At 58.9% G+C, this 12019-nt stretch carries 15 protein-coding genes and 1 pseudogene; 6 read left to right on the top strand and 10 right to left on the bottom strand.

Annotated elements, in window-relative coordinates:
- On the top strand, window positions 1-390 hold a 390-nt coding region (locus tag VL547_RS18815), incomplete at its 5' end, for a molybdopterin-dependent oxidoreductase (RefSeq protein ID WP_325580790.1).
- Here the strand turns inward: VL547_RS18815 and VL547_RS18820 are convergent.
- Genes VL547_RS18820 through VL547_RS18840 form a run of 5 tightly spaced genes read right to left on the bottom strand, consistent with a single transcriptional unit; the run spans window position 377 to window position 4596 of the window.
- Window positions 377-1954 carry a sensor histidine kinase gene (locus VL547_RS18820; RefSeq protein ID WP_325580792.1) on the bottom strand — a complete coding sequence of 526 codons (1578 nt, stop codon included), beginning with the start codon at window positions 1952-1954 and terminating at the stop codon, window positions 377-379. The two genes, VL547_RS18815 and VL547_RS18820, sit on opposite strands and share 14 nt — an antisense overlap.
- A 2-nt stretch (window positions 1955-1956) precedes the next feature.
- Window positions 1957-2946, bottom strand: a complete 990-nt coding sequence (locus tag VL547_RS18825) for a SpoIIE family protein phosphatase (protein ID WP_325580794.1) — start codon at window positions 2944-2946, stop codon at window positions 1957-1959.
- Window positions 2947-2956: 10 nt separating this feature from the next.
- A complete protein-coding gene (locus VL547_RS18830; protein ID WP_325580796.1) occupies window positions 2957-3370 on the bottom strand; it encodes an anti-sigma regulatory factor in 414 nt (137 codons plus the stop codon).
- On the bottom strand, window positions 3351-3749 hold the full coding sequence (locus tag VL547_RS18835; RefSeq protein WP_325580798.1) for an STAS domain-containing protein: 399 nt from the start codon (window positions 3747-3749) through the stop codon (window positions 3351-3353). The genes VL547_RS18830 and VL547_RS18835 overlap by 20 nt, the downstream gene beginning before the upstream one ends.
- A 1-nt stretch (window position 3750) precedes the next feature.
- Window positions 3751-4596: an STAS domain-containing protein gene (locus VL547_RS18840; RefSeq protein WP_325580800.1), complete on the bottom strand. Its 846-nt coding sequence runs from the start codon at window positions 4594-4596 to the stop codon at window positions 3751-3753.
- Between the two features lie 174 nt (window positions 4597-4770).
- On the opposite strand from VL547_RS18840, the gene VL547_RS18845 reads away from it, so the two are divergent.
- Window positions 4771-5286: a DinB family protein gene (locus VL547_RS18845; protein ID WP_325580802.1), complete on the top strand. Its 516-nt coding sequence runs from the start codon at window positions 4771-4773 to the stop codon at window positions 5284-5286.
- Here the strand turns inward: VL547_RS18845 and VL547_RS18850 are convergent.
- Entirely contained in the window at window positions 5250-5660 is a 411-nt protein-coding gene (locus VL547_RS18850; RefSeq protein ID WP_325580804.1) for a VOC family protein, read from the bottom strand. The genes VL547_RS18845 and VL547_RS18850 overlap by 37 nt on opposite strands.
- Before the next feature lie 37 nt (window positions 5661-5697).
- On the opposite strand from VL547_RS18850, the gene paaI reads away from it, so the two are divergent.
- The 4 genes from paaI (at window position 5698) to VL547_RS18870 (ending at window position 8735) form a co-directional block, all read left to right on the top strand.
- Window positions 5698-6105 (top strand): hydroxyphenylacetyl-CoA thioesterase PaaI, encoded by a 408-nt coding sequence (gene paaI / locus VL547_RS18855; RefSeq protein WP_325580806.1) that lies wholly within the window; start codon window positions 5698-5700, stop codon window positions 6103-6105.
- On the top strand, window positions 6102-6893 hold the full coding sequence (locus VL547_RS18860) for a HipA family kinase (RefSeq protein WP_325580808.1): 792 nt from the start codon (window positions 6102-6104) through the stop codon (window positions 6891-6893). Before paaI ends, VL547_RS18860 begins: the two co-directional genes overlap by 4 nt.
- Complete coding sequence (locus VL547_RS18865) at window positions 6871-7254, top strand: DUF3037 domain-containing protein (protein ID WP_325580810.1); 384 nt, start codon at window positions 6871-6873, stop codon at window positions 7252-7254. Before VL547_RS18860 ends, VL547_RS18865 begins: the two co-directional genes overlap by 23 nt.
- A gap of 83 nt (window positions 7255-7337) precedes the next feature.
- Window positions 7338-8735, top strand: coding sequence for a discoidin domain-containing protein (locus VL547_RS18870; RefSeq protein ID WP_325580812.1), 1398 nt, complete (start codon window positions 7338-7340; stop codon window positions 8733-8735).
- A 13-nt stretch (window positions 8736-8748) separates the two neighbouring features.
- On the opposite strand, the gene VL547_RS18875 is transcribed toward VL547_RS18870, so the two are convergent.
- From VL547_RS18875 to VL547_RS18890, 4 genes and pseudogenes are all read right to left on the bottom strand, one after another.
- Entirely contained in the window at window positions 8749-9453 is a 705-nt protein-coding gene (locus VL547_RS18875) for an SDR family oxidoreductase (protein ID WP_325580814.1), read from the bottom strand.
- Between the two features lie 73 nt (window positions 9454-9526).
- On the bottom strand, window positions 9527-10099 hold the full coding sequence (locus VL547_RS18880) for a Crp/Fnr family transcriptional regulator (protein WP_325580816.1): 573 nt from the start codon (window positions 10097-10099) through the stop codon (window positions 9527-9529).
- A gap of 11 nt (window positions 10100-10110) precedes the next feature.
- Entirely contained in the window at window positions 10111-11436 is a 1326-nt protein-coding gene (locus tag VL547_RS18885; RefSeq protein ID WP_325580820.1) for an ATP-binding protein, read from the bottom strand.
- Window positions 11437-11643: 207 nt separating this feature from the next.
- Window positions 11644-12019 (bottom strand): annotated as a pseudogene (locus VL547_RS18890) (M1 family peptidase); the annotation flags it as partial.

A 12019-nucleotide genomic window follows, 5' to 3' on the forward strand; every position in this document is an offset into this window, starting at 1 on the left:
GCGCAAGTGATCCACCACGCCGACTGGTCCTCCTTCCGGCGTATCGAAACCACCCAAAAGGACCGGGACGGCGCCAGCCACGTGTACTCCGGCGTGGCCGTGTCGGACCTGCTCCAAAAGGCAGGCGTGCCCATGGGGAAAGCGTTGAAAGGGGAAAACATGTCGCAGTATCTGGTGGTGAAGGCCGGTGACGGCTACAAGGTCTTGTTTGCGCTACCGGAGCTGGATTCCGCCTTTGCGGAGCGAACCATCCTGCTCGTGGATACGATGGACGGCCGGCCGCTGCCGGACGGCAAGGGTCCCTTACGGATCATCGTTCCGGGGGAGAAGAAACCGGCCCGTTGGATATACGAGGTCCGGACGCTGGCGGTCCGGTTCAGCGCGGATTAGGCAGCGTCACGATAAATTCCGCCCCTTCTCCGGGATGGCCCTGGGCCTCGATGACGCCCCCGTGGTTCTGCACGATCTTTTTGCAGATCGCCAGGCCTATGCCGGTGCCCGGGTATTGGTCGCGGGTATGCAGCCGCTGGAACAACCCGAACATCTTTTGCTCGTGCGGCTGGTCGAAGCCGATGCCGTTGTCCCGGAACACCAGGCGTCCGCGCGGGTCCACGTAGATTTTCATTTGCAACGGCTCACCAGGGCGTGTGAACTTCAGGGCGTTCGATACGATGTTGCCGAAGAGCTGCCGTAGCTGGGCCGCGTTCCCCCAGACGGTAGGCAAAGGGTCGATCTCGATGTGCGCCTGCGCCTCCTGGATTCGGAGCTCATACTCGGCCAGGAGGTCGCGTGCGAGCTCGTTCAGGTCCACGAATACAAACGCCTCGGGTATGTTGGAAATGGTGGAGTAGGCCAGGACGTCGTCGATCAGGGTCTTCATCCGGAGCGTCGACCTGATCATGTTTTCGAAGAGGACGTGGCCCTCTCCGCCCAGCTGCTCCCCATACCGCTGCTGGAGGAGGTCGCTGTACACGCCGATCTTCCGCAGCGGCTCCTGGAGGTCATGGCTGGCGACATAGGCAAACTGCTCGAGCTGGTGGTTGCTGCGGTTGAGCTCCCTGATCTTGCCTTCCAGCACCTCCTGGGTGTCCTTGAGCTCCCGGTTGTCCTTGAGGGCTTCTTCCACCATCTTCTGCGCGTGTATATCCGCCAGGTACACGTGCCATCCCCCGCCCGGCGCCGGCGTGCCGAACCCCGAGTGCCAGCGGTACTCGCCGCTGCGCGCTTCCCGGATGCGGCGCTGTATCTCCACGTTGCGATCGGCGTTCTCCAGCAGGGTCCCGAAGGGTGGGTCGTCCGGGTGCAGGACCGAAGCCCAACGCGAACCGTTGACCTGGTCGAGGTCCTTGCCGGTGTAGGAGAAGAACCACCGGTTGCCATAGGTGATCGCGCCGGCCGCATCCATCGTAAAGATGAGCAACGGCAGCGCTTCGGTCAGGTCCCGGTATCGCTTTTCGCTCCGGGAAACCATGTCCGACAGCTCCACGAGCTGTTTGTTTTTACGCTTGATCTCTTCGTAGGGGGATATATCAGAGCTCTGGTTAAGCTCGACGCGCCACTTCTCCAACAGCTTGTCGGTCATCCGCACGCTGGAGGACATCCGCACGCGAAGCTCGATATGCGTCATCACGCCCTCCCGGGTCACGCTCAGCTCGCCGATCAGGCGGCGGGCGTTGCTGTAGCCCTCCTCCTGTTTGTCGGTGACTTCCCCGGAAGGATCGGCGATCTGGGCGATGATGAACTTTTCACGATCGGTCTTCAGGCTGGTACACAGCTTCAACCGGGCCTCCCGGCGCTGGTCCAGCGCGGTCCGGGACACTTCCGAGACGGCCGTGGCGAAAATGGTCTGGGCCGACAGGGATAAGCCCGCCAGCTCCGCCAGCCGCATGCTTTGCTTGTTGGCCAGGATAAGGTCCATCTCGTTGTCCAGCAAAACCGTGGTGATCTCGTGCATGCTTATCTGTTTAACCGGGCGACCAGGATCGACATGTCGTCCGTCCGTCTTCCCTGATCCTTGTACAAAGCGGCTGCCAAAATACTCGGATCGCACTTGGCGATGCCGGGATACTTGCTCATCTCCCACCTTGTCCGTATCCCGTCCGAGCACATGGTGAGCAATTGCCCTTTCTCCCCGTCGATAGTCGCCGCGTGCATCGATCCCGGCAGGTTCAACCCAATGATTCCGTTGTAGGCCATATAGTTCTTATGATCGATGACCGTATGCAGGCGGGTACTGATATTGCCTACCCCGCAAATTGTCCAGCCCTTGCTTGCGGCGTTGTACACCGCGACGCAACCGACCAGGCCGCGTGTTCTACGCACCTGCTGGTTGAGCTCCCTGATTATGGACACGGGGTCTTTCTCATCGGTCACGTTCAAGCTATCGATCGCGGTCATGACGGCTTTGTGCGCTTCCGGTCCATGTCCGAGGCCATCCCCCAGGAAAAACCAGGTAAGGTCGCCCTGCTGCCGCACCCAGTACCCGTCGCCGCTTACCTTTTCGCCCGGTTTGCAGACCACGAGGGCGCGGGTTTCGAGGACGGCTTGTTTTTGGTGCGGTGGCTTCTCCCTTTTGTGGATACGGGACAGCAGGATAGTGCCCCAATCCTTTAGCGAATACAACTGGAAGACGTCGCTCAACCGTTGCATGGCCCCGAGCCCATGGCCAAGGCTGAGCGAGCTCGAAACCCCGTCCCGGATCATCCGCTGGGGCTCGTGCATCCCGGGACCGTTGTCGAGACAGATAATCTCCAACGATTCGTCGTCGGGCAAGCCGACCAGGAATTCACCGCCGCCGCCATACTTCACCAGGTTCGAACCCATCTCCGCGACGATGATGTCGACCTCGGCCGTAGTATTCTCGCTAAATCCATGATCCACACAGAGCCGGTGGATGTCCTTTTTTATCAATGCCATGTAGCTTCGGTCGCTGGCATGGAACGACATATGCGTCGGGCTAACCATTCTTCCACTTGATGATCGTGACGACCGTGCCCTGGCCCAGCACGCTCTTTATGTCGAACTCGTTGACGAGCCGTTTGGAACCCGGCAGACCGAGCCCGAGGCTTTTGCCGGTGGATACGCCGTCTTTCATTGCTTCCCTTATATCCGGGATACCCGGCCCCTTATCCGTAAACGTCAGGCGGATTCCGTTGTCCCGGCCCCGGCTGACGACCTCTATCAGCGTTTCGCCGCCACCCGCGTACCGGAGCATGTTACGCACCAGCTCGCTGGCCGCGGTGATCAGCTTGGTCTGGTTCACCAGGCCCATGCCGATCTTAGTGGCGTATTCCTTGACACGGTTACGAAAGGGTACGACGTCCTGTTCCCTGGCGATCACCATGCTGTCCTTATTCAGGGCGATGATCATCATCTTCCGTTTCCTCGGCCACAGGGCCGATCTTCCTGGCCAAAAGGGCCATGCCTTTCTCTACATCCAACGCCGTGCTAACCCCGTTCAGCGGGAGACCGAGCTCTACCAGGGTGATAGCCACCGCGGGCTGCATACCCACGACGACCGTTTGCGCGTCCAGTATCCTGGACATATTGGCGATGTTGCCGATGATCCTCCCCATAAAGGAGTCGACGATCGACACCGCCGAAATATCGATGAGTACGCCCTGGGCGTTCGTTTTCGCGACCATCTGGACCAGGTCCGATTCAAGGGTGAGGGCCAGCCTGTCATATAGGTCAACCTGTATTGTCACCAGCAGGTAAGAGCCCATGCGAAGTATTGGAATCCTTTCCATGTTATCTCTTCTTCACCTCCAGTTGTAGAATAGTAAAAGCATATTTCAACGCGCTGGCCAGGGTCGCCTTGGTGACGATCCCCGTCAGGTCGATACCCAGGTGCACCATGGTCTGGGCGATCTCCGGGCGGATGCCGCTGATAATACATTCGGCGCCCATCAACCGGGTGGCGCTCACGGTCTTAATGAGGTGCTGGGCTACGAGGGAGTCGACGGCGGGTACGCCCGATATATCCAGGATGGCGATCCCGCTGCCGGTGACGACGATCTCCTGGAGCAGGTTCTCCATCACCATTTGGGTCCGGGCGCTGTCCAGGGTGCCGATGATAGGCAATCCCAGGATACCGTCCCAAAGCCGGATGACGGGTGTGGATATTTCGCTGATCTCGCTGGTCTGGCGCAGGATGACTTCTTCCCGGCCCTTGATATAGGTTTCAAAGGAAACGATCCCAAGGGTGTCGATCAGCTTGCTGACACCCATGCTTGCCTGGTACAGCTGGGCGGGGTCCGTGGGGATTTCCTCGCCCAGCGTCCCCAGCAAGGCTTCTTTCAGGCTGAAGATAAAGTTCGCGGTTTCCCGGGGGGAAAAACCCTGGCGGGCGCGCGAGATGGAAATACCGCCGAGGATTTCATAGACCTGGTCGAAATCGCCCGATTCGATGGAATCCGGGTTATCAGACTTCAGGACCTCCAGGACGCCGTCGATCAATTCGGCGGATTGGATGCGGAGCTCTTCGTTGCTCATCAGGTCTTCCCGGAGGGCGGCATCGGCGAGCTGGTTCTGCATCCAGCGTTCGAGTATTTGTTTCTTCTTTTTGGACAGCGCTTTAGCTACGTCTAATTTCATGTGTAGTATTGAAGCGCACAATGTAGCTATAACCGAGCCGGTTTTTATAACTATTTGTGGCTCAGATTTTGACACGGGTGTGCTGTGTAAAAACTTCCACATAGTCAACAAGGCCCCCCATACTTGGCTATTTCACCCCCGGTCCCTTTGCGGGTGAGTAGCGAGCTTTGTATCATGGAGAACATTCATCTGCAAATACTCGATACCCGGTCTGCGCTCGCCGACGCCCTAAACGCTTTCGATCCCGAAAGCTTTAACGAAGTCCCCTTTCCGGGTAGCTGGACCGCGGGACAGGTGGCCGACCACCTGCTCAAGGCAGGTGGCGTAACCCAGGTGCTGTACGGCCAGACCGCTCCCACCCGGCGTAAGCCGGAGCAAAAAATGGAGATGCTCCGGCACGTTTTCGAAGACTACGGCGTCAGGCTGCAGTCCCCGGACTTTATCCTGCCGTCCGACGGGCCGCACGACCTTTGCCGGTATCGTTCTGAGCTCGCAGCCACGTGGCAAGGGCTGCTTGTCTCCGCCGGTGAGCTCGACCTGAGCCTGACCTGTGTCGACATGGAGCTCCCAGTGTTCGGACTCCTAACCAGGATGGAATGGATCGGGTTTTATGCGGTGCACACGCAGCGCCACGTCCGGCAGCTGCACCGCATCTATTCCGCCTTGAGCAAGCGCCCGATCTCCCAATGAAGCCCAAAGGGGTCGCAAAGCCGGCCCAGGCGCCAGCCGTGCGCTTCGGTGACCGGGTAGACCTCGGTGGCGCCGGCCTGGAGGGCTTTGGCAAACAACGCGTCAGGGTCGGGCGTCATCAGGACCATCCGGACAGTGTCGCCGCCCAGGAGCAGCTTGCCGCCGGGGTTGCCGACGCTGCCGGGATCAGGGCCGACCGCGCCGGGACCTCCGCTCACCCAGAATTCCGCCCCTTCCACGGACAGCCGCGCCACGAGCCCCCCGCCGGGATCCTCCATCCGGTAAACGACCTTTGCGCCAAAGGCGCCGATATAATACCCCACGGCCCGGTGGCCGTCTTCTACGGATAACCAGGGTACGATGCTATGGTTCATGGCAGGTGTTTAGCCTAAATTTAGATACTTTCGCGGGATGACACCACAAGACGTCCTGCAAACCATGCTGGCCCACGACCGCTTTACCGAATGGCTCGGGCTCCGGATCGAAGAGCACCGGGAGGGTTACTGCCGGTTGCGCTACCGTATCCGGGAGGACATGGTCAACGGCTTCCACAGCGCGCACGGGGGCGTCCTTTTTGCCGCGGCGGACTCCGCCTTTGCCTTTGCCTGCAACAGCCACGGGTTTATTACGGTAGCGCTCGAATGCGCCATCAGCTTTATGCGTCCGGCGGGGGTGGGGGAGTGGCTCACCGTGGAGGCGACCGAAGTCTACCTGGGGAATAAGACCGGGGTGTACGATATTCGCACCGTGAACGAAAAAGGCGAGCTCGTGGCCTTGTTCAAGGGCACGGGCTACCGCACCTCAAAACCAGTCGCATGATCCCCGACATCCGAACCGTAAATGTCACCCGCTATGTCACCCCGCTTAAGGAGGGCGGTTCGCTACCCGCGGTCGCCGAGGCGGACGACGACTTCCTGTACGTCCTCAAATTCCGCGGCTCGGGACAAGGCCCCAAGGCACTGATTGCCGAGCTGCTGGGCGGGGAAATCGCCCGGGCGCTGGGGCTCCGCGTGCCCGAGATCGTTTTTGCACAGCTCGACCCGGCCTTCGGACGGACGGAGCCCGACCAGGAGATACAGGACCTGTTGAAGGCCAGCGTGGGGCTGAATATCGCCCTCCATTACCTGTCCGGCTCGATCACCTTCGACCCCGCCGTCCTATCGATCGACCCGCTAACGGCCTCGCGTATCGTCTGGCTGGATTGCCTGATCACCAACGTCGACCGCACGTCGCGGAACACCAATATGCTGTGGTGGAACAAACAGCTTTGGCTGATCGACCACGGGGCGGCGTTGTATTTTCACCACACCTGGACGGACTGGCGTCAGAAGGCGGCGCAACCGTTCACGCTGGTCAAGGACCACGTATTGTTGCCGTGGGCCACGGAGCTGGCCGCGGTGGATGCGGAGTACCGGTCGTTGATGACGCCCGCCTTTTTTGAGGGACTCGTATGCTTGATCCCTACCTCCTGGCTGTCTCCGTCCGAGGCGGGGTTCCCCGATGAGGACGCCCAACGCGCCGCCTATGCCGAGTTCCTGTCCATCCGCGCCGCCCATTCCGGTATTTTTGTAAAAGAAGCCCAGCATGCCAGACAAACACTTGTTTGAATACGCCGTCATCCGGGTAGTGCCCAAGGTCGAACGGGAGGAGTTCCTCAACGTAGGGGTCATCCTGTATTGCAAGGGGCTCCGTTACCTGGGCGTCGCTTTTCACCTCGACGGCGGACGGTTATGCGCGCTGGCCGCGGACCTGGACGTGGCAGAGGTCGCCGGGTACCTCCGCGCCTTCGAGCTGATCTGCCAGGGGGCCGGCGAAGGCGGCCCCATCGCGCGCCTGCCGCTGCCCGAGCGCTTCCGGTGGCTAACGGCGACGCGCAGTACCATCGTACAGACGTCCCGGGTGCATCCGGGATTCCTCACGGAGCCGTCGGAGACGCTCGCACGGCTGGTGCGGCAGCTGGTGTTATAACGTTGACCGGTGGCGCGTTCACCTTGATTTAACATTGTCGCCTGGTAACGCGCCGTATATTTGACCTTTCGTACCCAACGAAAATGTCAATACGCTTACTTCTGCAATCCGGCGCGCTGGTCGCGTGTGTCTTACTTTCCCGCTACGAATGCCGGGGACAGTGCAATACCTCGTATAATCTGGCCCTCTTCAAAACCGCTTACTGCTCATCCACCGAAAGCGCGGCCTATCCCGCCTCGAATGCTTTCGACGGATCCATGAGCAGCCGGTGGAGCAGCGCATTCAGCGATCCGCAGTACATCTATGTCGACCTCGGTGCAACCTATACGTTGTGCCAGGTCGTCCTGTACTGGGAAAACGCCTATGCCACGGCTTTCCACATCGACCTGTCCAACGACGCTTCCACCTGGACGACCGTCGCCACGGTGTCCGGGAACACCAGCGCCACCAACACCATCACGATCTCGGGTACCGCGCGTTACGTCCGGATGTACGGCACCGCCCGGGCTACCGGTTACGGGTACTCCCTATATGAAATGCAGGTCTACGGGACCGCCGCTTCACCCAGCTGCGGCACCAATCTCGCCCTCGGCCAGCCGGCCACCGTTTCCTCCCTCGAAAGCGCGGCCTACCCCGGCTCCGACGCCGTGGACGGCAGCATGACGTCCCGCTGGAGCAGCGCCTTTAGCGACCCGCAATATATCTATGTCGACCTCGGCGCCGTCAAGGACGTCTGCCAGGTAAACCTCTTTTGGGAAAACGCCTACGCCACCGCCTTCCACATCGACCTGTCCAACGACGCCGTCAACTGGACGACGGTCTCGACCATCAGCGGCAACACGTCGACCACCAACAACATCCCGATCAACGCCAACGCCCGTTACGTCCGCATGTACGGCACGTCCCGCGCCACCGGTTACGGGTACTCGCTATACGAGATGCAGGTCATGGGGAATGTCATACCGCTGCCGCTGACCTTCCTGTCGTTCACCGGTTCCGCCGTACCCGACGGCGCCCTCTTGCAATGGTCCACCGCCCAGGAAGTCAACACTTCCAGGTTCGACATCGAACGCAGCACCGACGGGCGCACGTTTACCGCCATCGGCACCGTGGCCGCCCAGGGCTTCGCCACCGGCGTCACCGACTATACCTACACCGACAGCTCCGGGCTGAAAGGCGTACGGTACTACCGGCTCCGCCAGTGGGACAAGAACGGGTATAGCACCTATTCTTCCGTCGTTAGCGTTTCCACCTCGCCGTCCTCGTCCGTCCGCCTTTTCCCCAACCCCGTCGCCGACTACGTCAACATCGCGACCCCCGACCCCATCCGCCAGGTAACCGTCTACGACGTCGCCGGCGCACCGGTGCGCACCTTCGGTTCTGGTACGCAGTTCTACTGCGGGGGGCTGCACGCCGGCGTCTACCTCGCGCGTGTCGTCACAGGGAAGAGCGTGAGTACGCTGAAAATGGTGAAGCAATAGCGCCCCCGGCGTTTTAGACGAGCACGGCCCCGCCGTCCACGACGAGCACCTGTCCCGTGGCAAACGTCTGCCCCATCAGGTATACGAAAGCGCGCCCGATGTCATCGGGCTCACCGATGCGGCCCACGGGTAGCTGCGCCGCCGTCGCCGTATAGAAGGCCTCTCGTGATTCCTCCGGTATGGAAGACCAGAGCGGCGTCCGGATCACACCCGCGGACACGCAATTCACGCGCAGCGGCGCGAGCTCCACGGCCAGCGCCCGCGTCAGGCCCTCCATGGCCATGCAAACGCTCGCAGCCAGCGCCCAACCGGCGCGGGGACGCGCGCCCGCGATACCGCCCATGAGCCCGATCGAACCGCCGGGACGGAGGCGCGGCGCCGCATACTTGACGGCCGTGAGCGCGCCCCAATACCGGAGCTCGAGGAACTTGCGGGCGCCGGACAGGTCGGTATCCCTGAGCGGCTGGAGCGTCAGGCTGTCCGCCGCGGTGTATACCAGGTGATCGAATTCGCCCGCCGACCGGAAGAACTCCGCGACATTGCTCTCGCGCGATAAATCCAGCGCATAGCCTTCCGTACCCTGCGGCAATTCCCGCAACGCCGCTTCGACCTTTGCCGGGTTCCCCGAAACAACCGTAACCTGCGCCCCCGCGGCCGCGGCGAGTCGCGCGGTACCCAGGCCTATACCCGAAGTGCCGCCCAAGATGATAACTTTCATAAGAAAAAATTTATGAAAACAAAAGTCCCCCGCAATGTGCAGGGGACAATTATCATTTGGTAAAAAAGGGCGCTCAGTGCATCTGCCTCCGTATCCGGCTCAGCGACTGCGGCGTTACCTCCAGGTACGCCGCGATATCGCCCAACGCCACGCGCGAAGCGATATTCGGCTGAAGCGACAGGAACCGCTGATACCGCGCCGCGGCGTCCAGCCCGAAATAGGAATTCTTCACTTGTATCTTTTCCATCAGCGTCCGTTGCGACGACTCGGCAACGAACCGTTCGAAGGAGGGCAACGCCCCAAACAACGACATCAGATCCGAATGCCGGAACACCAACAGCGAGCTCGCGCACGCCGCGCGTATCCCCTCCGGCGCCGGGACCTGCCGGTGAAAGCTGTCGAGCAGCGTACAGAACCGGTTCTCGGCGATAAAGTACCCGGTCGCATCCAACCCGTCCGGCATCGGCACGACGATACTCAACACGCCCGAGGCGATAAAGAACAGCTCGCGCGCGGTCGTACCCGACCGCACCAGGTACTCGCCTTCGCGCACGCTTCTGTCAACGGCAAATTGCCGGATCAGCGCTATTTCCGGCTCGGTGAGCGGTAGTGTTCCAGTTACAAAATCTATAAATGTATCGAACATAAAACCAACAACTAATGTCCCAGCAATACATTTCGTCCTATCGTGTACGCGTATGCGGCGGCCGGGATGAAATGCAAAGTTACATTTCCAATGGATTTTACGCCTTCTTTGTCGAATGTGGTTACAACCGCGGAATCAAGAGCATTGTCGCGCAAATATTGCAGGAGAGACTTGAGGTCCCCCGGTTTCTCGAAAAAGCGATTACTCCATTTGATTTCCATGGCCCAATTCGGCGCCTGGGTCTTTTCATCAATGTGCACCATATCTACTTCCCCCTTGGGCCACTTGGCATAGTGGAGCGTAAATGACTGCTTGTGCATCCACTGGGCATAAATGGCCGTCTCTACCATATTGCCTATAAACGGGTCCGTTGCCTGTAGCGGCGCGAATAAAGCGCTTCTGAGAGAGGGATTGGTCAGATACACCTTGAACTGAGTGACCCGCTGGAACTCTTTGGGTTTGTTCGATACCTTATGAACGATTTTCAGGAGAAAAGCGGCTTCGAGGTATTCGATGTAACGTTTAATCGTATTTTTTTGAACCCCCGAATTCTTGCTGAGTTCTTCCAGGCTTACTTCTCCTCCGCTATTGTAGGCGATTGCCGTAAAAAGGGCATTCAATTCCTGTACATCGCGTATCCCATAGAGGCCCGGCAAATCCCGCAGCAATACCTTATCAACAATATCGCTTCGTATATAGCGACCGGGGTTGCTTTTAATCTGATCGGAAAATATTACTTCCGGATATCCACCATAATTGATATAGTTGATGAACTCATCGTTTAGCGCCTTGGCATTATTGGTCCTAAAGAAGTTGAGGCCTTCTATTTCCTGTACATTTCCGTCTCCGATGATCAACCGGTCCAGTCGCTTCAAATGTAAATACTCATTGAAGGTCAGCGGGGGCAGCATAAAATCCGAAAAACGGCCGGCGCCGCTTTCATTGCTTTGCAATTTCAGCGCAGCGGCAGCAGAGCCGGAGACGATAAACCGGGTATTGGGATAACTGTCCACCAGCGACTTTAAGTGTACTTCCCAGTCTCTTAAATATTGTATCTCGTCAAAAAACACAAACCAACCGTCGGGCCGCTCTTGTCCCGTGGCCTTCCTGGCCAGGAAAAAAAGCTCCTCCAGCCCGATATTGTTGTAAATAGGGGTTTCTACGGAGACAAAAGATATGTTCTGTGGCAAAATGCCGTAGTCCAGAAGTCCTTGAATCGTGTGATACAGCAGCACCGTTTTACCGACCCGGCGGGGTCCCATGAGAACCTGGGCCCTGCGCACGCTTGTGTTAACTACCGAGGGATAGAACAGGTTATAGTAAAGCCTCGGGTTCATAGAGGAATAATATTCCTCAACTTTCCCGGTACGCCACCATGGATTCTCAAATCGAAGCCGTTCAAGAATTTGATCTTCAGAATATGGCAGAAGAGACATTTACAGGTCTTATTTCGCATAAAAATAGGAAAATAAGATCATCTAACTGATCTTATTTTCCTATTTTTTGGTCAAATAAGGACTTTTATAGTTTCCGACAACCTTATTTTATTGCGCCTTCCACACGTTGTTCTCCCTATTCATATCCGGCAGCAAGTGCTCGGGGTCGAGCTCCACGGAAGTGAGCGGCCCCGTCGACGGATACTTGAAGGTCCAGCTGCCGCCGCGTTGCCAGACGTCGACCGGCAGACGGACGATCTGCGAAGCGCCGGTGGCGTCGGTGATCTTGATGATGACGGGCATCGCCATCTTGTCGAGGTTGTCGATGGTGATGAGCGCGCCTTTGGTGGCGTCGCCGGAAACGTATTTGACGGAACTAACGGCCTGGTCCAGCTTGTCCGTGGTGAAGAACCATTCCTTCCAGAACCAGTCGAGGTTTTCACCTACGGCGCTGTTCATCGTCCGGAAGAAGTCGTCCGGTTGC

The sequence above is a fragment of the Dinghuibacter sp. genome, assembly GCF_035492835.1.
GTDB lineage: Bacteria > Bacteroidota > Bacteroidia > Chitinophagales > Chitinophagaceae > Dinghuibacter.